Origin of the sequence: Xanthomonas protegens, assembly GCF_038442435.1 — a bacterium.
Classification (GTDB): domain Bacteria; phylum Pseudomonadota; class Gammaproteobacteria; order Xanthomonadales; family Xanthomonadaceae; genus Xanthomonas_A; species Xanthomonas_A sontii.
Map to the genome: position 1 here is coordinate 203,318 of NZ_JAQJCQ010000008.1, position 23,995 is coordinate 227,312.

The 23,995-nt window shown below is 68.4% G+C and carries 19 protein-coding genes and 1 tRNA gene; 13 read left to right on the forward strand and 7 right to left on the reverse strand.

Going from position 1 to position 23,995, the window contains the following annotated elements; all coding sequences use genetic code 11:
* The first annotated feature begins 52 nt into the window (after positions 1-52).
* The 9 genes from ccmC to metX all read left to right on the forward strand — a co-directional run bounded on the left by ccmC (position 53) and on the right by metX (position 7,357).
* Complete coding sequence (gene ccmC, locus PIQ37_RS11590) at positions 53-802, forward strand: heme ABC transporter permease CcmC (protein ID WP_010343777.1); 750 nt, start codon at positions 53-55, stop codon at positions 800-802.
* Complete coding sequence (locus PIQ37_RS11595; protein WP_342073575.1) at positions 799-975, forward strand: heme exporter protein CcmD; 177 nt, start codon at positions 799-801, stop codon at positions 973-975. The genes ccmC and PIQ37_RS11595 overlap by 4 nt, the downstream gene beginning before the upstream one ends.
* A complete protein-coding gene (gene ccmE, locus PIQ37_RS11600; RefSeq protein ID WP_342073576.1) occupies positions 972-1,421 on the forward strand; it encodes a cytochrome c maturation protein CcmE in 450 nt (149 codons plus the stop codon). Before PIQ37_RS11595 ends, ccmE begins: the two co-directional genes overlap by 4 nt.
* A 207-nt stretch (positions 1,422-1,628) precedes the next feature.
* The gene (locus PIQ37_RS11605) at positions 1,629-3,563 is read left to right on the forward strand and encodes a heme lyase CcmF/NrfE family subunit (RefSeq protein ID WP_342073577.1); all 1,935 of its coding nucleotides are present in this window, start codon (positions 1,629-1,631) and stop codon (positions 3,561-3,563) included.
* The gene (locus PIQ37_RS11610; protein WP_407136835.1) at positions 3,563-4,168 is read left to right on the forward strand and encodes a DsbE family thiol:disulfide interchange protein; all 606 of its coding nucleotides are present in this window, start codon (positions 3,563-3,565) and stop codon (positions 4,166-4,168) included. Before PIQ37_RS11605 ends, PIQ37_RS11610 begins: the two co-directional genes overlap by 1 nt.
* Complete coding sequence (locus tag PIQ37_RS11615) at positions 4,165-4,620, forward strand: cytochrome c-type biogenesis protein (RefSeq protein WP_342073578.1); 456 nt, start codon at positions 4,165-4,167, stop codon at positions 4,618-4,620. The genes PIQ37_RS11610 and PIQ37_RS11615 overlap by 4 nt, the downstream gene beginning before the upstream one ends.
* 4 nt (positions 4,621-4,624) lie before the next feature.
* Complete coding sequence (locus PIQ37_RS11620; protein WP_342073579.1) at positions 4,625-5,659, forward strand: tetratricopeptide repeat protein; 1,035 nt, start codon at positions 4,625-4,627, stop codon at positions 5,657-5,659.
* Positions 5,660-5,777: 118 nt separating this feature from the next.
* Complete coding sequence (locus PIQ37_RS11625) at positions 5,778-6,173, forward strand: nuclear transport factor 2 family protein (protein ID WP_342073580.1); 396 nt, start codon at positions 5,778-5,780, stop codon at positions 6,171-6,173.
* A 71-nt stretch (positions 6,174-6,244) separates the two neighbouring features.
* Entirely contained in the window at positions 6,245-7,357 is a 1,113-nt protein-coding gene (metX, locus tag PIQ37_RS11630; protein WP_342073581.1) for a homoserine O-acetyltransferase MetX, read from the forward strand.
* 290 nt (positions 7,358-7,647) lie between these two features.
* Here the strand turns inward: metX and PIQ37_RS11635 are convergent, their stop codons facing one another.
* The 3 genes from PIQ37_RS11635 to cydD all read right to left on the reverse strand — a co-directional run bounded on the left by PIQ37_RS11635 (position 7,648) and on the right by cydD (position 13,233).
* Positions 7,648-9,525: a S8 family peptidase gene (locus PIQ37_RS11635; RefSeq protein WP_342073582.1), complete on the reverse strand. Its 1,878-nt coding sequence runs from the start codon at positions 9,523-9,525 to the stop codon at positions 7,648-7,650.
* 268 nt (positions 9,526-9,793) lie between these two features.
* Positions 9,794-11,491 (reverse strand): thiol reductant ABC exporter subunit CydC, encoded by a 1,698-nt coding sequence (gene cydC / locus PIQ37_RS11640; protein ID WP_342073583.1) that lies wholly within the window; start codon positions 11,489-11,491, stop codon positions 9,794-9,796.
* Positions 11,488-13,233, reverse strand: coding sequence for a thiol reductant ABC exporter subunit CydD (gene cydD, locus PIQ37_RS11645; protein WP_342073594.1), 1,746 nt, complete (start codon positions 13,231-13,233; stop codon positions 11,488-11,490). Before cydD ends, cydC begins: the two co-directional genes overlap by 4 nt.
* A gap of 272 nt (positions 13,234-13,505) precedes the next feature.
* Here cydD and PIQ37_RS11650 point away from each other — a divergent pair, with 272 nt between their 5' ends.
* The 4 genes from PIQ37_RS11650 to PIQ37_RS11665 all read left to right on the forward strand — a co-directional run bounded on the left by PIQ37_RS11650 (position 13,506) and on the right by PIQ37_RS11665 (position 16,558).
* On the forward strand, positions 13,506-15,095 hold the full coding sequence (locus PIQ37_RS11650) for a cytochrome ubiquinol oxidase subunit I (protein ID WP_017912086.1): 1,590 nt from the start codon (positions 13,506-13,508) through the stop codon (positions 15,093-15,095).
* A gap of 19 nt (positions 15,096-15,114) precedes the next feature.
* Positions 15,115-16,266 carry a cytochrome d ubiquinol oxidase subunit II gene (gene cydB, locus PIQ37_RS11655; RefSeq protein WP_342073584.1) on the forward strand — a complete coding sequence of 384 codons (1,152 nt, stop codon included), beginning with the start codon at positions 15,115-15,117 and terminating at the stop codon, positions 16,264-16,266.
* Positions 16,267-16,289: 23 nt separating this feature from the next.
* The gene (gene cydX / locus PIQ37_RS11660; protein ID WP_017912084.1) at positions 16,290-16,421 is read left to right on the forward strand and encodes a cytochrome bd-I oxidase subunit CydX; all 132 of its coding nucleotides are present in this window, start codon (positions 16,290-16,292) and stop codon (positions 16,419-16,421) included.
* A 60-nt stretch (positions 16,422-16,481) separates the two neighbouring features.
* Positions 16,482-16,558 (forward strand) — tRNA-Pro (locus PIQ37_RS11665).
* A 428-nt stretch (positions 16,559-16,986) separates the two neighbouring features.
* On the opposite strand, the gene PIQ37_RS11670 is transcribed toward PIQ37_RS11665, so the two are convergent.
* The 4 genes from PIQ37_RS11670 to PIQ37_RS11685 all read right to left on the reverse strand — a co-directional run.
* Positions 16,987-18,171 (reverse strand): HlyD family efflux transporter periplasmic adaptor subunit, encoded by a 1,185-nt coding sequence (locus tag PIQ37_RS11670; protein WP_342073585.1) that lies wholly within the window; start codon positions 18,169-18,171, stop codon positions 16,987-16,989.
* On the reverse strand, positions 18,164-20,332 hold the full coding sequence (locus PIQ37_RS11675; protein WP_342073586.1) for a type I secretion system permease/ATPase: 2,169 nt from the start codon (positions 20,330-20,332) through the stop codon (positions 18,164-18,166). The genes PIQ37_RS11670 and PIQ37_RS11675 overlap by 8 nt, the downstream gene beginning before the upstream one ends.
* Positions 20,322-21,494 (reverse strand): TolC family protein, encoded by a 1,173-nt coding sequence (locus PIQ37_RS11680; protein ID WP_267116748.1) that lies wholly within the window; start codon positions 21,492-21,494, stop codon positions 20,322-20,324. Before PIQ37_RS11680 ends, PIQ37_RS11675 begins: the two co-directional genes overlap by 11 nt.
* A 101-nt stretch (positions 21,495-21,595) precedes the next feature.
* The coding region (locus tag PIQ37_RS11685; RefSeq protein ID WP_342073587.1) for an Ig-like domain-containing protein at positions 21,596-23,995 on the reverse strand (2,400 nt) is incomplete at its 5' end.

The window sequence follows — 23,995 nt, forward strand, 5'->3', positions numbered from 1 at the left end:
CATCGAATGTTGTCGCATCGAAGCCCGCCTTCCGCCAGCTAGAATCGTCCGCATGGCCTCTCTCGTCCGCTGGTTCCACCAACTCGGTTCGCCGCCGACCTTCGATCGCTTCGCTGCGCGCTGGACTCCGTGGTGCTACCTGGCGGCGCTGCTGCTGGCCGGCGTGGGCATCTGGCAGGCCCTGTTCGTGGTCCCGGCCGACCGCCTGCAGAGCGACGCCTTCCGCATCCTCTATATCCACGTGCCCAGCGCCTGGATGAGCCTGTTCGTGTTCGGCCTGATGGCCGTGTACGCGGCCATCGCCCAGGTCTGGCGGATCAAGCTGTGCGAGATCCTGGCGATGGCCTGCGCGCCGATCGGCGCCGCCTTCACCCTGATCACCCTGCTGACCGGCAGCATCTGGGGCAAGCCGATGTGGGGCGCCTGGTGGGACTGGGACCCGCGCCTGACCACCGAGCTGATCCTGCTGTTCCTGTACATCGGCGTGATGGGCCTGTACCTGGCGATCGAGGACCGGCGCACCGCCGCGCGTGCGGCCGGGCTGCTGGCCATCGTCGGCGTGGTGCTGCTGCCGGTGATCCGCTATTCGGTGGTGTGGTGGAACTCGCTGCACCAGGGCCAGACCATCCGCCTGTTCGGCCAATCCAGCATGGACCCGAGCATGCTGCCGCCGCTGTGGCTGATGGTGGCCGCGACCAAGTTCTGGTTCGCCGGCTCGCTGCTGGCGCGCGCGCGCGCCGACAACCTGCGCCGCGAGGCCGGCAAGGACTGGGTGACGCAACTGGCGGAGGCGCGCGGATGAACTACCTGCCGTATGTGGTCGGCGCCTATGCGGTGTTCGCCGGGGTGCTGCTGGCCGATTTCGTGCTGGCGCGGCTGCAGGTGCGTCATGCGCTGCGGGCGGCACGGCTGCGCGCACAACGCAAGCGCCAGGCCAAGGCCGAACCGGCGCCGCCGCTGGAACTGAGCCGATGAATCCGCAGCGCAAACGCCGCCTGCTGTGGCTGATGCTGCTGGTGCTGGCCGCCGGCCTGACCACCACGCTGGTGGCGATGGCCCTGCAGCGCAATACCGCCTACCTGTACACCCCGGCCGAGGTGCTGGCCGGCAAGACCGGCGCGCACGCGCGCTTCCGCCTCGGCGGCATGGTCGAGAAAGGCTCGTTCCAGCGCGCCCCGGGGTCGCTGCAGTCGCATTTCCGGGTCACCGACGGCGATGCGCAACTGACCGTGCGCTACGACCGGATCCTGCCCGACCTGTTCCGCGAGGGCCAGGCGGTGGTGGCCACCGGCAGCATGCGCGATGGCGTGTTCGTCGCCGAGGACGTGCTGGCCAAGCACGACGAGACCTACATGCCGAAGGAACTGGCGGACAAGATGGGCAGCGCGCATCGCAAGCATGATGTGGGGGCGATGCAGTGAGGGGCTGGAGGGGCGGGAATCGGGATTGGGGAATGGGGAATGGTCCAAGCACAGGCGCGGACTCGATCGTTGGTAGCACCGAGCAGCGTCGACGGAATATAGGGACTCCGCATTGCAAGGCGCGCATCCCGCATCCCGCGTCTGTGGATGGCAAGCATCTGGCGTCGTGTGCCGCCCTGCCCGCTCCCGCGTTCCGGCTCGAGCACCATGCTGCCTGAGGTCGGTCAGCTCCTGCTGATCCTCGCCCTGCTCACCGCCGTGCTGCAGGCGCTGCTGCCGCTGGCCGGCGCGCAGCGCGGCGACGCGCGCTGGATGGCGGTGGCGCGGCCGGCGGCGTTCGCGCAGCTGACCTTGGTGGCCGGCGCCTTCGCGATCCTCACCCATGCATTCGTGACCCAGGACTTCTCGGTGGCCTACGTCGCCGAGAACTCCAATTCGCTGCTGCCGCTGGTGTACCGCTACTCGGCGGTGTGGGGGGCGCACGAGGGTTCGCTGCTGCTGTGGACGCTGATCCTGGCGCTGTGGACCGGCGCGGTCGCGCTGTACTCGCGGCGCCTGCCGGCCCCGGTGGTGGCGCGGGTGATCGGCACCCTGGCGCTGGTCAGCGTGGGCTTCCTGGCGTTCCTGCTGTTCACCTCCAACCCGTTCGCGCGGCTGCTGCCGGCGCCGCTGGAAGGGCGCGATCTCAATCCGCTGCTGCAGGATCCCGGCCTGGTGATCCATCCGCCGCTGCTGTACGCCGGCTACGTCGGCTTCGCTGTGCCGTTCGCCTTCGCCATCGCCGCGCTGCTGGACGGCCAGGTGGACGCGCGCTGGCTGCGCTGGACGCGGCCGTGGACCAACGTGGCCTGGAGCTTTTTGACCATCGGCATCGCCCTCGGCAGCTGGTGGGCGTACTACGAACTGGGCTGGGGCGGCTGGTGGTTCTGGGATCCGGTGGAGAACGCCAGCTTCATGCCGTGGCTGGCCGGCGCGGCGTTGCTGCATTCGCAGGCCGTGACCGAGAAGCGCGGCAGCTTCGGCGCCTGGACCCTGTTGCTGGCGATCGCCGCGTTCTCGCTGTCGCTGCTGGGCACCTTCCTGGTCCGCTCGGGCGTGCTGACCAGCGTGCATTCCTTTGCCGCCGATCCGGCCCGCGGCCTGTTCATCCTGGTGTTCCTGAGCCTGCTGTGCGGCGGCGCGCTGCTGCTGTACGCACTGCGCGGCGGCCGCGTGGCGGCGGCGGCCGACGAGGCGCGGCAACGCTTCGCCCCGGCCTCGCGCGAGACCCTGCTGCTGGCCAACAACCTGCTGCTGACCTGCGCCTGCGCCATGGTGCTGCTGGGCACGCTGTATCCGCTGCTGGCCGATGCGCTGGACCTGGGCAAGCTGTCGGTGGGGCCGCCCTACTTCGGCACCTTGTTCATCGTGCTGATGGCGCCGCTGGTGGCGCTGCTGCCGTTCGGCCCGCTGACCCGCTGGCAGCGCGAACAGGCGTCGCGGCCGCTGGCGCTGCTGGTGCCGTGGGCCGGGCTGGCCCTGCTGGCCGGCGCGATCGGCTTCTTCCTGGCGCCGCAGGGCGCGTGGAAGACCGCTGCCGGCGTCGCCGCCGCTACCTGGGTGCTGCTGGGCACCGCGCGCTTCGTATGGAGCCGGCGGCAGCTCAAGGGCAGCCGTTTCACCCCCGAGATGCTGGGCATGACCCTGGCCCATACCGGCATCGCAGTTTTCCTGGCCGGCGCGCTGCTGGTCGAGGCGCTGGAGCAGCAGCGCGAAGTGGCGCTGGCGCCCGGACAGCACCTGGAGCTGGGCCGCTATCGTTTCGAGCTGCAGGGGCTGGACCAGCGCAAGGGCCCCAACTACGTGGCCGAGCGCGCGCACGTGCAGGTGCTGCGCGACGATCGCCCGCTGGCGCTGCTGCACCCGGAAAAGCGCCTGTACGCCAGCGGCGGCCAGAACATGACCGAAGCCGGCATCCACCCCGGCCTGTTCGGCGACGTCTACGTCGCCCTGGGCGAGCCGCTGGGCGGCAACGCCTGGGCGATGCGCGTGCACGTCAAACCTTTCGTGCGCTGGATCTGGCTTGGCGCGGCGCTGATGGCGCTGGGCGGTTTCGTCACCGCCGCCGACCGGCGCTTCCGTCGTTCCCCGGAGACCCCCTGATGTCCGCTCCCGCTCCACGTCGCCTGCCGCTGCCCGCCATCCTGCTGGGCGCCCTGTTCTTCCTCGGCCTGCTGGCGTTGATGGTGTATGCGGTGCAGCGTTCCGGCACCGCCGATCGCGACGCGCTGCCCTCGGCGCTGATCGGCAAGCCGGCGCCGGCGTTCGAACTGCCGCTGCTGCACGACGCCTCGATCCGCGTGCGCAGCAGTGAGTTGCTGGGCGCGCCTTACGTGCTCAACGTGTGGGGCAGCTGGTGCCCGGCCTGCCGCGAGGAACACCCGGTGCTGACCCGCTTCGCGCTGAGCAAGCGTGTGCGGGTGATCGGCTACGACTGGAAGGACACCCGCGAGGACGCGCTGCGCTGGCTGGAGCAGTTGGGCAATCCGTTCCTGGCGGTGCTGTTCGATCCCGAAGGGCGCACCGCGATCGACTGGGGCGTGGCCGCGGCGCCGGAGACCTTCCTGGTCGACGCGCGCGGCGTGGTGCGCTGGAAGCATGCCGGGCCGCTGACCGATGCGATCATCCGCGACGAACTGCTGCCGGCGTTGCAGCAGGCCGAGCGCGACGCCCCGCCGACACGGGCGCAGGGCAAGGCCACGCCATGAACCTCGGCCGACGCGCGCTGCAGCTGGGCCTGCTGGCGTTGCTGGCATGGTCTGCGCTGGCCGGCGCCGAACCGGTGTCCGATCCGACGCCGCTGGCCTACCGCTCTGCCGCCGAGGAAGCGCGCTTCCATGCCCTGACCGCGGAACTGCGCTGCGTGCAATGCCAGAACCAATCGCTGGCCGACTCGCACGCGCAGATCGCCATGGACCTGCGCCGCGAAGTGCTGGACCTCATGCACCAGGGCAAGTCGGATGCGCAGATCAAGCAGTTCCTGGTCGATCGCTACGGCGAGTTCGTGCTGTACCGGCCGCAACTGGAAGCGCGCACCTGGCTGCTGTGGTTCGGCCCCTTGCTGCTGCTGGCCGGCGGCGCGCTGGTGCTGATCCGGATGGTACGGCGGCGTGCGCCCGCGGCGACCGCGCTGCCGCTGCAGGACGAACAGGAATGGTGAGGCGATGCTGAGTTGGGGCATGTCGGCCGCGGCGGTGGCGCTGGCGGCGCTGGTGTTCGCAGTCGTGCTGTGGCCGCTGCGCGGCGGCGGCCGCCGCAACGGCGCACTGCTGGCGGTCGCGGTGCTGGCGCTGGGCGTGGCGAGCGCGGCGCTGTACGCCATGGTCGGCACCCCGCGCGCGTTGCAGGCGCAGAACCGCGAGGCGCCGCGCACGCTGGAGGACGGCGTGAAGCAACTGCAGGCGGCGCTGGCCAAGGATCCGAACCGCGCCGACGGCTGGGCCCTGCTTGGCCGCAGCCAACTGTCGCTGGGGCACGCCAGCGAGGCCGCGGCCGCGTTCGAGCGTGCTGTGCGCCTGGCGCCGGAACAGGCGCCGTTGCTGATCGAAGCGGCCGAGGCGCGTGCGCTGGCCAACCCGCAACGGCAATTCGACGACCAGGCACTGGCCTGGCTGCAGCATGCCCTGCAACTGGCGCCGGGCAGCGAACGCGGCGCCTGGTTCCTCGGCATCGCCCAGCGCCAGCGCGGCCAGGACGCTACCGCAGCCGCCACCTGGGAAGCGCTGTTGCCGCGCGTGGACGCGGCCACCGCCGCGGCGCTGCGGCCGCAAATCGATGCGGCCCGCAGCGCGGCCGGCCTGCCCGCCTTGTCCACCGCCGGCGCCACGGCGCAGCCTGACGAGGCGCCGGCGACCGCCGGCGTGACCGTGACGGTGTCGCTGGACCCGGCGTTCGCCGCCCGCGTGCGCCTGCGCGGCGACGCCAGCGTGTTCGTGATCGCGCGCGTGCCGGACGGCCCGCCGATGCCGGTGGCGGTGCAGAAGCATCCGCTGCAGTCACTGCCGTTGCGGGTGACGCTGAGCGATGCGGACAGCCCGATGCCGACGCAGAAACTCTCGCAGCTCAAACAGGTGCAGGTGGTGGCGCGGCTGTCGGCCAGCGGTAATGCCATGCGCCAGGACGGCGATCTGGAATCGGCACCGGTGACAGTGACCTTGCCGGCGACCGCGCCGGTGGAGCTGGTGATCGGCAAGCCCTGAACCGCGCCGTGCGCACGGCGACGAGACACATCCGCGGTGGAACGCCGGCCAGGCAACCCGCTGCAATGCGCTGCAATGCGCTGCGCTATCGTGGCGTCGTCGACCGGAGGATTCGCGCATGGAACCATCGTCGCAGACCGCCCCTGCCCTGCTCGGCGTCCTAGAGGAACTGCGCCGACGCGAACCGATCTTCCATCGGCCGGAATTCGGCACCGCTCGCGAGGATTTCGAGCGCATGACGACGGAAGATTTCTGGGAGGTCGGCGCCTCAGGCCAACGCTACAGCCGCGAGCACGTCCTCGCCGTGCTGGCGACGCGTCGCCACGACGGCGCCGAGGAAGCGGACTGGCAAACACAGGATTTCCGCTGCCAGCAGATCGCCGCGGATACCTATCTGCTGACCTACACCCTGCTGCAACCGGAGCGCAGAACGCGGCGGGCGACGCTGTGGCGGCGTACCGCGGACGGTTGGAAGATCGTCTACCACCAGGGTACGGTGGTGGCCGCCACCTGATGCCTGCGACCCGGCCAGACGCGAACAGTCCCGCCTCGCTCGCGCACGCAAAGCGCGGCTAGAATCGAGGCATGACCGAATTCATTCCGCCCGGCAGCCGCTTCCTCGCCCTGCCCTCGCCGTTCCCGATGAAACGTGGTGGCCAGCTGCATGGCGCGCGGGTCGCCTACGAAACCTGGGGCACGCTGTCGGCCGCGCGCGACAACGCGGTCCTGATCGTCACCGGACTCTCGCCCGACGCGCATGCCGCAGCCAATGCCGACGATCCCACGCCAGGCTGGTGGGACGGCATGCTCGGCCTAGGCAAGCCGATCGACACGCAGCATTGGTTCGTGATCTGCGTGAACTCGCTGGGCAGTTGCAAAGGCTCGACGGGGCCGGCCTCGCCGCACCCGGACGACGGCCAGCCTTATCGCCTGCGCTTCCCGGAGTTGTCGATCGAAGACGGCGCCGACGCCGCCGCGCAGGTGGTGCGGGCGCTGGGCATCGCGCAGCTGGCCTGCGTGATCGGCAACTCGATGGGCGGCATGACCGCGCTGGCGCTGCTGCACCGGCATCCCGGCCTGGCGCGCAGCCACATCAACATCTCCGGCAGCGCACAGGCACTGCCGTTCTCGATCGCGATCCGCTCGCTGCAGCGCGAGGCGATCCGCCTGGATCCGAACTGGAACGGCGGCGACTACGACGAAGCCACCTATCCCGAGTCGGGCATGCGCATGGCGCGCAAACTCGGCGTGATCACCTACCGTTCGGCGCTGGAATGGGACGGCCGCTTCGGCCGCGTGCGGCTGGACTCGGACCAGACCGACGACGATCCGTTCGGCCTGGAATTCCAGGTCGAGAGCTACCTGGAAGGCCACGCCCGCCGCTTCGTGCGCCGCTTCGACCCGAACTGCTATCTGTACCTGAGCCGCTCGATGGACTGGTTCGACCTGGCCGAACCTGCCGGCAGCGACGTGCTGGCCGGCATCGCCACGATCCAGATCGAGCGCGCGCTGGCGATCGGCGCCAACACCGACATCCTGTTTCCGGTGCAGCAGCAGCAACAGATCGCCGACGGCCTGCGCGCCGGCGGCGCACAGGCGCAGTTCCTGGGGCTGGATTCGCCGCAGGGACACGATGCCTTCCTGGTCGATTTCGCGCGGTTCGGGCCGGCGGTGCGGGAGTTTCTGGACGCGCTGTGAGTGGTGCAGCGAACTGCACGTACCACTCCATCATGCGGTGCCTGGCGATGCCGCCATTGGCATCGGTCGAGATGGGCTGACCTCAAGATGCATTCGGTTCGGTGAGTTGGGCTCCCTCCGAACACGTCGCATCTCGTAGATCGCCTGCGCGCAACCGCTGCCACGGTCGTGCGCACGAACCGACTGAAACGCTGGCGAAACACGGAACTAGAAAGGCAGGAGCGAGAGCACGGCAGATCCTTTGCCGTACTCTCGCCGATCGTTGCAGCAGAACGCCGGCAACGGTGAAATCAGTTGAACCGCGGCATCTCCGCCAGCGCGGTGTTCTGGATCAGCGTCTCGCCATTGAACTCGAAGTAGCGACCATAGGCGGTGATCACCTCATGTCGATTGCTCTTGAGCTCACGCGTGTCGAACTTGCACGCCTCGCCTGCCGGCCCGTACCGGCAGATCTGCTGATAGCGCGGAACACTCTGCAACAGGCCTGATCCAAGCAGATTACCATTCGCGTCCCACATCCAGTACTGGCCATAGGCGTTGACCGACTCGACCAGCCCACCCCACTCCGGAAACACGACCAGCGAGCGAGTGTCGAATACGCAGGGATTCTTCCCCCCTTGGCAAGGGCCAGCCGCATACCGCGGGACGTCTTTCAGTTCTCCACCCTGCGGACCGAACGGCTGGCCATTGGCATCGAAATTCCAGTAGCGGCCGTAAGCGGTGATTGACTCAAGGTAACCAACGCCGGGGTAATTGACCTCAGTCCGCGTTTCGAATTTGCACACACTCTGAATATTAACGAATGCCGCGCAAGGACCGGCTGCAGCGACATAACGCGGCACGCTGCTCAATGGCGTTGGCCTGGCCGAGAATTGCCCCTGTGCGTCGAACTTCCACAGATTACCGTAGGCAGTTACGGACACGACACCGCCGGATGCTTCTGCCATGCTGTCCAACGTACATTCCGTGATTTGGAGCGAATCGCCGCCAAAATTGTACAAGCACGGACCAGGAGCTTTACCAGCGCCCGCCATCGAACGCGCCCAATTGACTGCAGCCTCCGCGTTAAGCAGACCTGCCCCACATCGATTGCTTTCGCACACCATTGGCGTCGCAGTGCGCTTCAGGATGTTCATGATCTGATCAGGCGTCAGACTAGGATTTACAGACAGCATAAGTCCGATTACTCCACTGACGTGCGGTGCCGACATGGACGTACCCGAGAGATAGCGATAACACGAAGTCAATCCATTGCCATTATCCAACGCCCAAGCAGAAATCACCCCAACTTTCGTTGTGCTGTTCCCCTGCGAAATCCGATTAATTATTACTGGACAATCCCCCAACCCAGCGCCATAGACCCCTTCATCACGGGTAGCTCCACCACCGGGAGCCATCAACGTCAAGGAAACTCCGCCATTGGTGTAAGGAGCCTCAAGATTCATCTGATCGGTTGCGCCGACAGAGATAACTCCAGGACAAGAGGCTGGCCGCACGTCGGCTACATCCACCCAAGAAGCGGAAGCACCTTGGTCAAAAGTTATTCCTGGCGCGTTATGGTTGCCAGCCGACGCAACAATCGAGACGCCTGCAGCATGTGCTTGGGCAATGGCGAGATTGGTATAATTATAATTACCACAAGCCATGTTAGCTTCCGCCAGACTTAGATTGATGACTCTGGCACCAGACTGGACAACTTGTTTGATTGCAGCAGCCAGAGCATCGTCAGTTAAGGGGGAGTTGACTTTTCTAGATAGGATTTCGCATTGAGGGCATACCCCGGCAATTCCTTGGCCATTCTGCGTTTTTGCAGCAATGATGCCCGCAACATGAGAACCGTGTGAAAAATCCCCATCCTCCCTCCCTTCGTTCCTATCACTGGACCAAGAAAAGTACAGATCCTTTCCATTTCCGTCCTTGACCCAATTAATATCTTGATGTCCCGAATAGCCAGAATCGATCACAGCAATACGAATTTTTTGGCCATTCACTGGCGCCAGCGCCCAGGCTTGCGGTGCGCGAATCGCGGAAAGATTCCACTGCTGCGCCGAAAGCGGATCGTTTGTGGGCGCCTGTGCATGCAGTGCACCACTCAGCGCCAGCCCTGCCGACACGCCCAGGCGAAGCAGCGTGAACAGACGTTTCTTTGCGAACATTGTTCCAGACATACGTGAAACTCCTTTTCTCTGATGGGCAACCCCCTGTCGCCCGGTCATCCGGAAAGAAACCGACTACCGCTTCGTGGTGTTCGTTCCGCATCACCGACCGCCGCGAAATTCTAGAGCGGCGACGTCTCACAGGCCGACACTGAAGGCGCGTTGTATACCATCAGAGAATCTCGTCCCAGTTGCCATCGTTCTGCAACGTGCGTGCTTGGAGCTTGCCGCCATTCGTGGCACACGTGCGCCACGCGTGACCAGTCACGCTGCGCGTGTCTCACACCGGGTCGTCGCCCGACGCTTCGACGCTGCGCGCGAGCTGCCCGTCCTGCAAGCGATAGCGCACATGCACCACCCCATCGGGCAGTGTGTCGTGGCTGATCAGCAACAGGCTGCGCTGGCCCAGCGCCTGCGCCAGGTCGCACAGCAGCGCGTGCGCGGTGTCCACGTCCAGGCCTTCGGTGGGTTCGTCCAGCACCAGCAGCGGTGCCTCGCGCAACAGGGCGCGGGCCAGGGCCAGGCGCCGCGCCTGGCCGGCGGACATGGTGGCGCCGTTCTCGCCGAGCCAGGCGTCGAGACCACCGACTTCGTGCAGCCAGGCGTCGAGCCGCACGTCGGCCAGTACCCGCTGCAGCCGCGCATCGTCGGCTGATGGATCGCCCAGGCGCAGATTGTCGCGCACGCTGCCGGCGAACACCGGCGCGCCCTGCGGCAGCCAGGCGATGCGACGATGCCACTGCGCCTCGGCCACCTCGCGCAAATCCGTGCCGGCGTAGCGCACGCTGCCCTGCTGCGGATCCCACAAGCGCAGCAGCAATGCCGACAGGGTGGTCTTGCCGCTGCCGCTGTCGCCGGAGATGGCGATGCGCTCGCCCGGGGCGATGCGCAGGGAGACGCCGTCGAGTACGCGCCGCGCCTCGCCCGGCCAGGCGAACACGACGTCGTCGAACTGCACCTCGCCAGTGGCCGGCAGCGGCTGCGGATGCGCCGGGTCGAGCACCGGCGGTGCCTGCCCGGCGATCGCCTGCAGGCGCCGCGCGGCGACGCGGCCGGACTGCAGCGCCTGCCAGGCCAGGCCGGCCCCGGCCCAGACCTCGAGCAGGGCCACGGTCAGGAACACCAGGCCGGCGGCCTGTTCGGCGCTGATCGCGTCAGCACGCGCCGCACCCAGCGCCACCCACAGCATCGCCAGCAGACCAAATGCCGCGCACAGCGCATGCAAGGCGTTGCCGCCGATCAGTCGCTGCCGCTGGCGACGGTCCTCGGCACGCAAGGCCTGGGCGCTGGTGTCCACGCGTGCGATCCAGGCGGTCTGCGTCTCGAGTGCGGCCAGGTCGGCGGCACCCTCCAGGCCTTCGTAGGCCAGTGTGCGCAGAGCTTCGCGCTGCTGCGCGCGTGCGCGTTCGCGGGCTTCGCCGTCGCGCGCCACCACCCACGGCACGCCGAGCCCGATCGCCAGCGCCAGCGCGGTCAGCACCAGCGCCGCCGGCCCGTGGATCGCCGCTGCCGCGGCGATGCCGATCGTGCCGGCGCCGAGCAATGCGGCCAGCGGCGCAAGTGCGCGCACCACCAGGCCGTCGACCTCGCCGATGTCCGACATCAGCCGCGCCAGCAGTTCGCCGGTGCGGCTGGCGCCGAGCCGTGCCGGTGCCAGCGGCAGCGCGCGGCGGAAGAACCACACGCGCAGGTCGCGGGCGATGCGCAGGGTCGCGTCGTGCCCGACCAGCTTTTCGCCGTAGCGCGAGGCGATGCGGGCGAAGGTCAGTGCGCGGATGCCGGCCGACGGCGAGAAGAAGTTGAAGCCGCTGCCCATGCCGACCGCGCCGGCCAGCGCCGCGGCGGTGAGGAATCCACCGGACAGGCCGAGCAGCCCGACCCCGGCCAGCATCGTGCACAGCACCAGCAGCGCAGTCAGCAGCAGCCGGCCGAGATGGCGGCCGAACACGCCGCGCAAGCTGTCGTGGGTGCCGCTCATGGCTGCGCTCCGTGGGTCGCGGCGGAGGTGGTGCGTGCCGGCAACCGCAGCACGGTATCGGCCCAGCGCATTGCCGCCTCGCTGTGGGTGGCGACGATCACGCTGCGGCCGCGGGCGAAGTCCGCCAGCGTGCGCAGCAGGTCCGCCTCGGTGTCCGCATCCAGAAACGCGGTCGGTTCGTCCAGCAACAGCAGTTCCGGATCGCGCAATAACAGTCGCGCCAGGCCGATGCGGCGCGCCTCGCCGCCGGACAGGCCGAAGCCGCGCTCGCCGATCGGCGTGTCCAGCCCCTGCGGCAGACGCGCGGCGAAACGCATCACCTGCGCCGCCTCGGCGGCCGCGCGCACCTGCGCATCGCTGGCCTGCGGATCGGCCAGGCGCAGGTTGTCGGCGATGCTGCCGTGGAACAGATACGGCCGCTGCCCGGCGTAGCCGATGCGCAGGCCTGCGCGCACCTGCAATGCGCCGGCGCGCGGCGGCAGCCACCCGGCCAGCGCTTCCAGCAGCGTGCTCTTGCCGCTGCCGCTGGGCCCGACCAGGGCCAGGCGCTGGCCGGCATGCAGGTCGACATCCAGGCCCCGCACCGCATCACAGCGCGCGCCCAGCGGACGCAGATGCAGCCCGCGTGCGCGCAGCAGTGGCGCCTCCGCACGCGTCGCGCCCGCTGCAGGCGCGGAAAACATCGCTGCAGTGGCATCGGTCTCGATCGGCGTCACGGCACCAACATCGTTCGACACGGCGGCACCCTCGTCGCGCGCGACTGGCACGTCCGTGGCCTGCGGCAGGCTTTCCAGCAAGCGCTCAACCTCGGCCGCCGCGGCCAGTGCATTGGCGCGATCGTGGTAATGCGCGGCCAGGCGCCGCAGCGGCGCATAGAACTCCGGCGCCAGCAGCAGGCAGAACACGCCGGTGCCCAGGGTCGGCACGCTGCCGTGCAGGGCGATCATGCCGAGGTAGCTCAGGCCCAGGTACAGCGCGACGATCGCCACGCTGACCGAGGCGAAGAACTCCAGCACAGTCGACGACAGGAACGCGATGCGCAGCACTTTCAGCGTGCGCTCGCGCACGCCCTCGGCGGCAGCGGCGATCCCGCGCAGTTCGTCGTCGCCGCGCCCGTACAGGCGCAACAGGCCCAGGCCCTTGAGCCGGTCGGCGAAGTGCCCGCCCATCCGCGCCAACTCGCGCAACTGCCGGCGGCCGGCGGCTTCGGCGCCCCAGCCCACCAGCATCATGAAGATCGGCACCAGTGGCGCGGTGAACAGCAGGATCAAGCCGACCACCCAGTCGCTCCAGGCCACCGCCAGCACGATCAGCAGCGGCACCACGCTCACTTCCCAGCGCGCGGGCCGGTAGCCGGCGTAGTAGCCATCCAGCGCATCGCCATGCGCCAGCAGCAACTCGCCGAGTTCGCCGTTGCGCTGCCCACGCAGCCACAGCGGCCCGCGCTGCAGCAGTTGCCGGTACACGCGCCGGCGCAATTCGAGTTTGGCCGCATCGGCGACATCGCCGGCAGCCCGCTGCGCGGCGGCGCCGAGCCAAGCGCGCAGGACCAACACCAGCGCCAGCAGGGCGAAGGCCGGCAGTGCCTGCGCCAGGTCGCGGCGCTCGACCAGCAGCGCCTGCACCAGCCAGGCGATGGCGCCGGCCTGCACGATCAGCAGCGCGCCGGAGACGCTGATGGCCGCCGCAGCCAGGCGCTGGCGGCCGCGCGCGGCCGCAGCCAGGGCATCCAGCCAGCGCATGCGCTGCTGCCGCTGCTGCGGCGTATCGGCGGGCAGTGCGGTGGACGGCTCGGCGGAATCGGTCAAAACGGGCTCGGCGCGGCGAACGAAGTCGCCAGTTTAGCGGGAAGGCGCTTCCGGGCCGGAACCGCCGTGGCCGCCACGATGCCGGGCGCCCCGGTTGCGCACATTGATCTGAATCAAGGTCGAACGCACCGGCGCGGCGGAAGATCGCCTCCAATCTCCCGCCACTCGGCCACCCAGATGCACATCTTCCACGAGGTAGCACAGCCATGATCGACACCACTGTCGTAGAGCTGTCGCGGCTGCAGTTCGCCATGACCGCGATGTACCACTTCCTGTTCGTCCCGCTCACCCTGGGCCTGTCCTTCATGATCGCGATCATGGAGAGCGTGTACGTCATGACCCGCAAGGACGTGTGGCGGCGCATGACCCTGTTCTGGGGCGTGCTGTTCGGCATCAACTTCGCGATGGGCGTGGCCACCGGCATCGTCATGGAGTTCCAGTTCGGCATGAACTGGTCCTACTACAGCCACTACGTCGGCGACATCTTCGGTGCGCCGCTGGCGATCGAAGGACTGATGGCGTTCTTCCTGGAAGCGACCTTCATCGGCCTGTTCTTCTTCGGCTGGAGCAAGCTCACCCCGGTCAAGCACCTGATGGTGACCTGGCTGATGGCGCTGGGCACCAACCTGTCGGCGGTGTGGATCCTGATCGCCAACGGCTGGATGCAGAACCCGACCGGCGCGGTGTTCAACCCGGACACCATGCGCATGGAAGTGGTCGATTTCATGGCGGTGGTGTTCAACCCGGTGGCGCAGGCCAAGTTCGTGCATACGGTCAGCGCCGGCTACGTGACCGGCGCGGTGTTCGTGATGTCGATCAGCGCGCTGTACCTGCTGCGCGGCAAGCACCGCGACATCGCCCGGCGTTCGTTCGCGGTGGCCGCCGCGTTCGGCCTGGCGTCCTCGCTGTCGGTGGTGGTGCTGGGCGACGAGAGCGGCTACGCCGCCAACGAACACCAGAAGATGAAGCTGGCCGCGATCGAGGCGATGTGGGAGACGGAGCAGGCGCCGGCCGACTTCACCGCCTTCGGCATCCCCAACCAGGCCACCGGCAAGAACGACTACGCGATCAAGGTGCCGTACCTGATGGGCCTGATCGCCACGCGCTCGTTGAACACGCCGGTGCCGGGCATCCTGGAACTGGTCAAGCGCGCCGAGCACCGCGTGCGCGGCGGGCAGATCGCCTACGGCGCGCTGCAGCGGCTTAAGGCCAACCGCAACGACGCCGAGGCGCGCGCGGTGTTCGATCGCCACTGGCAGGACCTGGGCCACGGCCTGCTGCTCAAGCGCTACCGCGAGGACATCCTCAACGCCACGCCGGAGGAGATCGCCAAGGCCGCGCTGGACACGGTGCCGCGTGTGCTGCCGCTGTTCTGGACGTTCCGGGTGATGGCCGGCCTGGGCTTCTACCTGATCGCCTTCTTCGCCGCCGCACTGTGGTTCTCGTGCAAGCACAATTTCGAGGACAAGCGCTGGTTCCTGAAGCTGGCGCTGTGGACCCTGCCGATGCCGTGGATCGCGATCGAGTGCGGCTGGTTCGTGGCCGAGTACGGCCGCCAGCCGTGGGCGGTAGAAGGCGTGCTGCCGACCTTCTATGCCGCCTCCGGCCTGGCCCTGCACGACATCCTGATCACCCTCGCCGGCTTCGTGGCGATCTACACCACGCTGCTGATCATCGAGATCAAGCTGATGCTCAAGGCGATCCGCAAGGGACCGGACGCGCTGCCGGCCCTGCTGCAGCCCGCCCCGCGTCCCGTTACCCCGATCGCCGCGCCTGCGGCCGCCGGCCACCTCTGACCCCGGCAGGAGACACACCATGGACTTCATTGCATTGGACTACACCACGCTGCGCGTGATCTGGTGGCTGCTGCTGGGCATCCTGCTGATCGGCTTCGCGGTGATGGACGGATTCGACCTGGGCGTCGGCGCGCTGCTGCCGTTCGTGGCCAAGACCGACGCCGAGCGCCGGTTGGTGGTGAACACCATCGGCCCGGTCTGGGAAGGCAACCAGGTCTGGTTGATCCTGGGCGGCGGCGCGATCTTCGCCGCCTTCCCGCCGCTTTACGCGGTGAGCTTCTCCGGCTTCTACCTGGCGATGTTCGTGATCCTGTTCGCGCTGATACTGCGCCCGGTCGGGTTCAAGTTCCGCGGCAAGCTGCCCAGCCAGCGCTGGCGCAACGGCTGGGACTGGGCGCTGTTCGTCGGCGGCTTCATCCCGGCGCTGATCATGGGCGTGGCGGTGGGCAACGTGCTGCTGGGCGTGCCGTTCCACTTCGACGACACCCTGCGGGTGTTCTATACCGGCAGCTTCTTCGGCCTGCTGATGCCGTTCGCCCTGCTCGCCGGCCTGCTCAGCGTGAGCATGCTGGTGGCGCACGGCGCGGCGATGCTGGTACTGAAGACCGACGGCCCGGTGGCCGAGCGCGCGGCGCGCTACGGCAGCCTCGCCGCCCTGGTGGCCTGCGCGCTGTTCGCCGGCGCCGGGGTGTGGGTGGCCACCGGCCTGCCCGGCTATGCGGTCACCTCGCAGGTGGTCACCGACGGCGCCACCAACCCGCTGCTGAAGACCGCCGTGCTCGGCGAGGTGGGCGGCTGGATGCACAACTACCAGCGCATGCCGCTGACCGCCCTGGCCCCGGCCGCCGGCCTGCTCGGCCTGCTGCTCAGCGCGGTGCTGCTGCGCAAGCGCCGCGGCGGCCTGGCGTTCATCGCCTCCGGCGCGGCCATCGCCGGCATCATCCTGACCGTGGGCTTTGCGATCTTCCCGTTCCTGCTGCCCTCCTCCAGCCAGCCCGGCTCCAGCCTGACCGTGTGGGACGCCTCCAGCAGCCACCTGACCCTGTGGATCATGCTGCTGGCCACCGTGGTGTTCCTGCCGATCATCCTCGGCTACACCACCTGGGTGTACCGCGTGCTCAAGGGCAAGGTGACCGCCGCCTCCCTGGACGACAACCCCAACGCGTACTGACGCGCCCGCAAGGAGAAACGATCATGTGGTACTTCGCCTGGATTCTCGGTGTCGGCCTGGCCTCCACCGCCGCCATCCTCAACGGCATGTGGTTCGAGGCGCGCGAGCGCAACGCCGCGGATGCCGCCGCGGACGCGGCCGACGCGGCGGACTGAAATTTTTTTGCAAAGGCGCTTGCCGAATGCGGAAGACCTCCGTATCATGTGCGGCTCCTTCGGGGTGTAGCTCAGTCTGGTAGAGCGCTACGTTCGGGACGTAGAGGTCGCAGGTTCGAATCCTGTCTCCCCGACCAGTTTCAAGGTCACAAGAAGCCTGGAAAACGACAGTTTTCCGGGTTTTTTTGTGTCCGCAATCCGGTGCGGCCACGCAGCGCGGCAACCACCCGCCGCCGCCCGCCTCCGTTTTCTCGAAGCAACCTGGCCTTGACGCCCGGGCCCGGCGCCTCGCCACAATGGCGACGGGGAACCGGCGCATGCATCACGACCTGCGTCTTCGGCGACGACACGCGCCAAAGGCGAGGCGGCGGGCATGCCCGTTTCGACGCTCACGACTCAGACAAACGGACACGCGCCATAAAACCGCAGGGCGCACTCTGCCTGTCACCGATTGCGTTCTACTGCGCGCCAGTGGCAGCGGTGACCGAACGCGACAAAACGGTGGATCGGGTGGGCATCTCTCTGGTTGAGTCACGCAGCTGAGCTGGACTGGGCGCGGCCGCGCTCAGCGCAACCGCGCCTTCAACAGCGGCCGCAGCAGGTAATTGAGCACGCTGCGCTTGCCGGTGAGGATGTCGACCTCGGCCACCATGCCAGGGATGATCGGCAACGCTTCGCCACCGCGGCGCAACTGGCTGCCGTCGGTGCGGATCAGCACCTGGTAGAACGACTCCTTCCCATGCGGGGTCTGCTCCTCGATGGTGTCGGCGCTGATCTGTTCGACCGTGCCGTTGAGCTCGCCGTAGATCGTGTAGTCGTACGCGGTGATCTTGACCCGCGCGTTCATGCCCGGCACCAGGAACGCCACGTCGCGCGGCTTGATCCGCGCCTCCACCAGCAGCCGCTCCTCCACCGGGATGATCTCCATGATCGGCTCGCCCGGCGGGATCACGCCGCCACGCGTGTTGATCAGCACGGTGTTGACCCGCCCCCTTACCGGCGACAGGATCTCGGTGCGGCGCAACTGGTCATGGCGCTGGCGCACGATCGGCTCCAGTGCACCGAGATCCGCCTTGCGCTTGGCCAGTTCGGTATAAGCCTCCTGGAAATAGCTGTTGCGCAGCTCGCCGAGCCGGCCCTGCAAGGTGGCGATGTCCTGGCTGAGCTTGAGCGCCTCGACCTGGCTGACCGCGCCGCGGGCGACCAGCGGCCGCACGATGTTCAACTGGTCCTGGGCCAGCCGGATCTGCCGCTGGATCGCCTGGCTGCCTTCGGCCAGCTTGCTGCGGCGCGACTCGAACAGGTCGCGCTCGGAACGCTGCAAGGCCTCATTGGAGGCGACCTGCTCAGGGAAGGCGATGCGGTCCTTGCCCAGCACTTCGGCTTCCAGGCGCGCGATCGCCGCATGCAGCACCTGCTCCTGGTTGACCGACTCCTGATAGTTGGTCAGGAAGTGGGTGCGTTCCAGGCGCACCAGCGGCTGTCCCGGCTTGACCAGTTCGCCTTCCTGCACCAGCAGCCGATCCAGGATCCCGCCCTCCAGGCTCTGGATCTTCTGCATACGGCTGTATGGCACCACGCGGCCATCACCACGGGTGACCTCGTCCAGCTCGGCCCAGGCCGCCCAGGCCAGGAAGATCGCCACGGTCGCCAACACGGTCCACAACAACGGCCGGTACAGAGGATGGGTGGAGGCCAGCAGCGGATCGGCCAAGCGCCGCCGCAGCGCGATCGAGGAGCGCTCAGCCATGGCCGCCCGCCAGTGCCGGCGCCGGCGCCTGTACCCGGTTGCCCTGCAGCACCTGCTCCACCGGTCCATCCACCACCACGCGTCCTTGCCGCAGCACCACGGCACGCCGGGTCAGTTCGAGCATGCTGCGCTTGTGCGTGCTCAGCACCAGCGTGCGCGTGCCCAGCCAGCGCTGCAGGTAGGCGATGACCAACTGCTCGCTGTGCTGATCGAACGCCGCAGTGGGTTCGTCGAGCAGCACCACGCCGGGATCCTGCAGCAGCAGCCGCGCCAGGCCCAGCGCCTGCCGCTGTCCGCCGGAAAGACTGGTGTTGCCCTGGATCGGCAGGTCCAGGCCGAAGGGATGCGCGCGCACGAATGCCCCCAGCCCCACCCCGTCCAACGCCGCGTACAGCTCGTCGTCGCCCAGCGCCGCGCCGTGCAGGTTGAGATTGTCGCGCAGGCTGCCGTGGAACAGGGCCACGTCCTGCGGCAGGTAGCCGATGTTGCGCATGCGGTCGGCCGGGTCGATCTGCGCGATCGCCACGTCGTCGAGCAATAGCCGCCCCGATTGCGCGTCGACCAGGCCCGCCAGCAGGCGCAACAGGGTGGACTTGCCGGCGCCGTTGCCACCGAGCAAGGCCACGCGCTCGCCGGCGCCGATCCGCAGCGCCTGCACGTCCAGCGCCGGCGGCTGATCGCCATGGCGCAGCGTCACCGCATCCAGGCGATAATCGCCCTTCAGCCGCAGCTTGTGCACGAAGCGTTTGCCGGCCGGACGCTCCTGCGCTGCGCCCAGCAACTGGTCCAGCCCCTCCATCGCCACCCGGGTATGCTGCCAGCGCCCCAGCACCGCGGCCGCCTGCCCCAGCGGTGCGATCGCGCGTGCGGCCAGCAGCGAGCAGGCCACCAGCGCACCGACGGTCATCTCGCCCTGCTGGATCCGATAGACGCCGAACACCACCACACCGACGTAGGCCAGCTGCTGCACCACCGAGGCGGCATAGCTGAGCGCGGTGGTCAGCGAATGGGTCTTCATCGCCGAGGCCGCCAGTTGCGCGGTCAGGCCCTCCCACAGGCCCTGGCAGCGGCCTTCGGCACGCGCGGCCTTGATCGATTCCAGATGCTCGAACGCCTCCAGCAGCAGGCCGTTCTTCATCGCGCCCTCGCGCAGGTTCTGCCGCGAGAGCGCGCCGAGCAGGCGCTGCGCCAGCAGCCCGGGCAGCACCATCAACACGCAGGCGACCAGCGGCACCCACACCACGTGGCCGCCGATCAAGGCGATGATGGCCAGGAAGATCGCCACGAACGGCAAATCGCTGATCAGCGCTGCGCTGGACGTGGTGTAGAACTCGCGCACCGACTCGAACTCGCGGACCTGCGTACTGAAGGCCCCCATCGACCCCGGTTTGGCCGCCATGCGCATGGCCAGCACGCGTGAGAACAGCAGCGTGGACAACTGCAGGTCCAGGCGCTTGCCCAGCACCGCCAGCAACTGCCCGCGCAGGGTGCGCAACACGCCTTCCAGCACGATCGCCAGGACCACGCCGCTGGCGAGGATCCACAAGGTATCGAAGGCCGCGTTGGGCACCACGCGGTCGTAGACCTGCATTGCGAACAGCGCGGTGGCGATCGCCAGCAGGTTGGCGACCATCGCCGCCGTCGCCACTTCGGCGTAAGAGCGCCACAACTTCTTCAGCGGGCCGTAGAACCAGTGCTCAGCGTCGCTGCCCGCATAGCCGCCGATGCGTCCATCGTCGCGAAAGCGCGGTTTGGCGAATACCGCCGAGCCACTGTACAGCCGCTCCAGTTCGGACAGCGGCATGTCCTGCTCGCCGCCACTGGCATGCGGCAGCAGCACCCGCGCCTGCCCCGACTCGATCGCCTCCAGCAGCAGGGTGCGGCCATCGTGCAGCAACAGCAGCGCGGGCAGCAGATAGCCGTCCATCCCCGCGAGCGGGTAGTCCAGCACGTCGGCATTGAGATCGGCGCGGCGCAGTGCCCGGGGGACCAACCGCAACGGCAGTCGCCCCTGATCCAGCGCGATGCCATCCACCAGTTCGGCATCGGTCAACGGCCGCCCCAGGCGCTGGCACAGCAACACCAGGCCAGGCCGCAGGCCATCCACCTCCGCGGCCTGCGCGGCGCCGACCGACACCGCCGAATTGTCCTCAACCTGCATGAGCGCTCTCCCGGAACATGGCCTGCAACGCCCCGATCTGCGCCGCGGCACGGTAACGCAGGCGCTTACGTTCGATCCGCAGCGCGATCAACTGGCGTTCGGCCTCCAGCCGCTCCCGCTGTACGTTGAGCAGTTCGATCACCTCGCGCCGACCCACGCTCAACTGCTCGCGGTAGAGCTCGGCCACTTCCACCGCCTGCTGCGCCTGTTGCAGCAGTGCCTGCTCGCGCCCGCGCAGTGCATCGCCGGCATCGGCCAGCGTCTGCACGGTGCGCAGGATCTCGCGGCGCACGGCATCCACGTTCCACTGCGCCGCTTCCAGGCGCTGCCGGGCGGCCTGCGGGCGCAGGAACGTCGACATGCCCTGAAAGACGTCCATGCTCAGACGCAGCGAAATGGTCGAATCGTTCTGCAGGCGCCCACCGACGTCGCGACGCAGTGCGGCGGCTTCCAGATTCAGTTGCGGCTTCAACGCCGCGCGGGCCTCGCGCACTTCCGCTTCGGCGGCACGCACCTGTTCGTTGGCCTTGCGCAGCAAGGGCGAGGCGTCCACCGTCCGCGGCAATTGTGCCGGCGCCAGTTGCGGCAGGTCCGGCAGATCCGGTTCGAGCAGACCCTCGGCCTCTGTGCCAACCAGCAGCAGGAACTGGTTGCGCACCTCCTGCAGCGTGCCCTGCTCGGACGCCAACTGGTCCTGCCCACGCGCCAGTTCCAGCCGCGTGCGCTCCAGTTCGCTGCGATCGGCGTAGCCACCGCTGCGCGCTTCGCTGAGGTCGGCGATGGCCTGCAGGCGTTGCAGATGCGCCTGCACCGCCTGCAGCCGCTGCTGCGCCAGCAGTACGTCCAGGTACACGTCCACGATCGCCAGCGCGGCATCGTCGGCGGCGACCTCCACCCCGGCGTCCTGCCCGCGCTGCTGCGCCCGTGCCGCCGCGACCCTGCTCGACACACGGCCCCAGTCGTACAGCATCTGCGAGAGGTTGACGTCGTAGACCACCTCGCCGGGATCCATCGCCTTGGGCCCGGCGCCCACCGACAACGCCGGGTAGTAGCCGCTGCGCGCGATGCGCACGTCGGTGGCGGCACGTGCCGCCTCGGCCATCGCCGCGCGCAGTTGCGGCTCGCTGCTCAGGCCTTGTTGCACCGCCTGGGCCAGCGACATGGCGAAGGCACCTGGCGGTACCGCCAGCAACAGGCAGACGCAGGCGCTGGCCGCCCGGCCAGGCCGGCGCGCGCGCCGGCCGTGCGTGCAGGTCTCCCCCATCAGGCCGTCACCACCGCAAGCGTGTTGTCCTCCACCAGCAACGTGGCGCTGCCGAAGCTGTAGACGTGGTAGGTGATGCCATCGATCGCCTGTGTTGTGCCGCTGTCGACGGCACCGACGATGTTGAGCACATCCGCGCTGTCGCCAGTGATCTGCAAGGTATCGTTGCCGTCGGTGATCGCCAGCACCTCCGACGCGGTCAGGGTCAGAGTACTTCCGGAGTCGCCCTTACCCAGGTCGATACGCTCGATGTTGGACAGCGTGCCCACGCCTGCCGCGTTGTAGTCCAGATCGATGCCGTTGGCGAACAGCACCGTATCGAAGCCGGCGCCGCCGTCGATGCTGGTGAAGTTGGTCGCGGTGATCTGGATGGTGTCGTCGCCATTGCCGGCCAACACCTGATCGCCGCTGCCGACGTTGAAGATCAGGTCGCTGCCGTCGCCGGCGACGATACGCTCGCTGCTGCCGTCGGCGCCGGACAGGATGTCGATGCCGCCAGTACCATTCACGCTGATGGTGCCGATGCTCAGGGCCGCGCCACTGCCGGACAGGCTGATGCCATAACGCGCACTGTCGTTGCCGAGCGTGTCGGTGGCAACCACTTCGAAGGCGACCTGCGCACCAAGGTTGAGCACGCCGGACGCGGTGAGCCCGAGTTGGCTCAGGACGCTGGGACTGAGCAGGTTCAAGGCAAAGTCACCATTGGCGTCGGCCTGGATGGGCGTGAGTTCGACGTTGAGCGCCGGGGTGATGACGCGGATTGCCAGGCTGGCATTGGGGTCGGCGTTGCCGCTGAATCCGAAGGTCGCGGGCAACAGTGCGAAGTCCAGCCCGAAGTCGCCCAGCGTCAGCGGCTGCGCGATGTTGGCGCCAACCCCCAGCGAGGCGACCGAACTGGTGTTGCCCGCCGGATCGGCGCCCACCACGGACACCTGCGCGTTCAACAACTGCGACCAGCTCAGGCCGATATCCAGGCCGGTGAGCAGATCCAGCGAGGCCAGGCCGCTGTTGTCGGCGGTCAGCGTGGCCGTGGCCTGCACGCCGCCCACATTGACGTTGACCGTCAGTGCAGTGCCCGGTTCGCTGGAAATCGTCAGCAGATTAGCGACCAGCGACAGCACCGGAGTGGCCGGCGGGATCGTATCGATCGTGAAGCCGACCGAGGACGAGGCCGGGCCCCCGTTGAGATCGGCGGTGACCGTCGCGGCGCCCTGCGGCAACGCGGCGCCGCCGCTCGGCGGCAGCACCGAGACCACCACGTTGCCGGCAGCGAGGTCGCCGCTGGTGAGCGTATGCGGGACGTCCACCACGTAGCCGTTCTGACCGGCGAAATGCACGGTGACCACCTGGCCGACCAGCATGTTCGGCCGCAGTTGCACCACCACCTGGATGCCGTCGCCGATTTCCGCAGCGTTGATCCAGGTATCGCCGGCCTCGGGCACGCTGAGCAGCGGCGGCGACAGATCCGGGGCAGTGAGCAGTGCGGGCGGGCTGACGTTGCCGGCGGCATCGACCGCCACCACCGACAGTGCCTGCCCGATCACCAGCGCCGGCACCAGCGGCAGGCTGAAGGCGCCATTGCCATCGGCCTGGATCAACAGGGGATTGGCGGTATCGCCGTTCACCACCACACGCAGTTGCGCGTTGGCTTCGGCGGTGCCGGTGAGCAGGCTGCCGTCCAGGCTGATCGTGACCAGCGGTGCCGCCGGTGCCAGTGCATCCACCGTGGTGGTCGCCGGCGGGCTGACATTGCCGGCCGCATCAGTGGCCACGGCGTTGACGACGGTGCCGTCCGGCAGTGGCGTCCCCGGCGTCACGCTCCAGTTGCCGGCGCCATCGGCCGTCGTCTGGCCGATCAGGTTGCCATTGCCATCGGTGACGGTGACCGTCGCACCCGCCTCCGCGGTACCGACAATCGCCGTGCCATTGCTCGGCTGCAGCACCGGCGCCGCCGGTGCCAGCGCATCGACCGTGGTGGACGCCGGCGGACTAGCATTGCCGGCCGCGTCGGTGGCGACGGCGTTGATTACGGTGCCGTCCGGCAACGCGGCACCCGGCGTCACACTCCAGTTGCCGGTGCCATCGGCCGTCGTCTGCCCGATCAGGTTGCCATTGCCGTCGGTGACGGTGACCGTCGCACCCGCCTCCGCAGTACCGACGATCGCCGTGCCATTGCTCGGCTGCAGCACCGGCGCGGCCGGTGCCAGCGCATCGATGGTGGTCGTCGCCGGCGGGCTGGCATTGCCGGCCGCATCGGTCGCCACAGCGTTGACGACGGTGCCATCCGGCAACGCGGCGCCCGGCGTCACGCTCCAGTTGCCCGCGCCATCGGCCGTCGTCTGCCCGATCAGGTTGCCATTGCCGTCGGTGACGGTGACGGTCGCACCCGCCTCCGCAGT

Coding starts and splice junctions, on each gene's coding strand:
- cydD (WP_342073594.1), bottom strand. CDS start 13,233: ATGCGCTGGCTGGATGCCCTGGCTGCGGCCGCGCGCGGCCGCCAGCGC.
- PIQ37_RS11650 (WP_017912086.1), top strand. CDS start 13,506: ATGATCGACACCACTGTCGTAGAGCTGTCGCGGCTGCAGTTCGCCATG.
- cydB (WP_342073584.1), top strand. CDS start 15,115: ATGGACTTCATTGCATTGGACTACACCACGCTGCGCGTGATCTGGTGG.
- PIQ37_RS11610 (WP_407136835.1), top strand. CDS start 3,563: ATGTCCGCTCCCGCTCCACGTCGCCTGCCGCTGCCCGCCATCCTGCTG.
- cydX (WP_017912084.1), top strand. CDS start 16,290: ATGTGGTACTTCGCCTGGATTCTCGGTGTCGGCCTGGCCTCCACCGCC.
- PIQ37_RS11670 (WP_342073585.1), bottom strand. CDS start 18,171: ATGGCTGAGCGCTCCTCGATCGCGCTGCGGCGGCGCTTGGCCGATCCG.
- PIQ37_RS11620 (WP_342073579.1), top strand. CDS start 4,625: ATGCTGAGTTGGGGCATGTCGGCCGCGGCGGTGGCGCTGGCGGCGCTG.
- cydC (WP_342073583.1), bottom strand. CDS start 11,491: ATGAGCGGCACCCACGACAGCTTGCGCGGCGTGTTCGGCCGCCATCTC.
- PIQ37_RS11615 (WP_342073578.1), top strand. CDS start 4,165: ATGAACCTCGGCCGACGCGCGCTGCAGCTGGGCCTGCTGGCGTTGCTG.
- PIQ37_RS11635 (WP_342073582.1), bottom strand. CDS start 9,525: ATGTCTGGAACAATGTTCGCAAAGAAACGTCTGTTCACGCTGCTTCGC.
- ccmC (WP_010343777.1), top strand. CDS start 53: ATGGCCTCTCTCGTCCGCTGGTTCCACCAACTCGGTTCGCCGCCGACC.
- PIQ37_RS11605 (WP_342073577.1), top strand. CDS start 1,629: ATGCTGCCTGAGGTCGGTCAGCTCCTGCTGATCCTCGCCCTGCTCACC.
- PIQ37_RS11675 (WP_342073586.1), bottom strand. CDS start 20,332: ATGCAGGTTGAGGACAATTCGGCGGTGTCGGTCGGCGCCGCGCAGGCC.
- PIQ37_RS11680 (WP_267116748.1), bottom strand. CDS start 21,494: ATGTCGCTGGCCCAGGCGGTGCAACAAGGCCTGAGCAGCGAGCCGCAA.
- PIQ37_RS11595 (WP_342073575.1), top strand. CDS start 799: ATGAACTACCTGCCGTATGTGGTCGGCGCCTATGCGGTGTTCGCCGGG.
- PIQ37_RS11625 (WP_342073580.1), top strand. CDS start 5,778: ATGGAACCATCGTCGCAGACCGCCCCTGCCCTGCTCGGCGTCCTAGAG.
- metX (WP_342073581.1), top strand. CDS start 6,245: ATGACCGAATTCATTCCGCCCGGCAGCCGCTTCCTCGCCCTGCCCTCG.
- ccmE (WP_342073576.1), top strand. CDS start 972: ATGAATCCGCAGCGCAAACGCCGCCTGCTGTGGCTGATGCTGCTGGTG.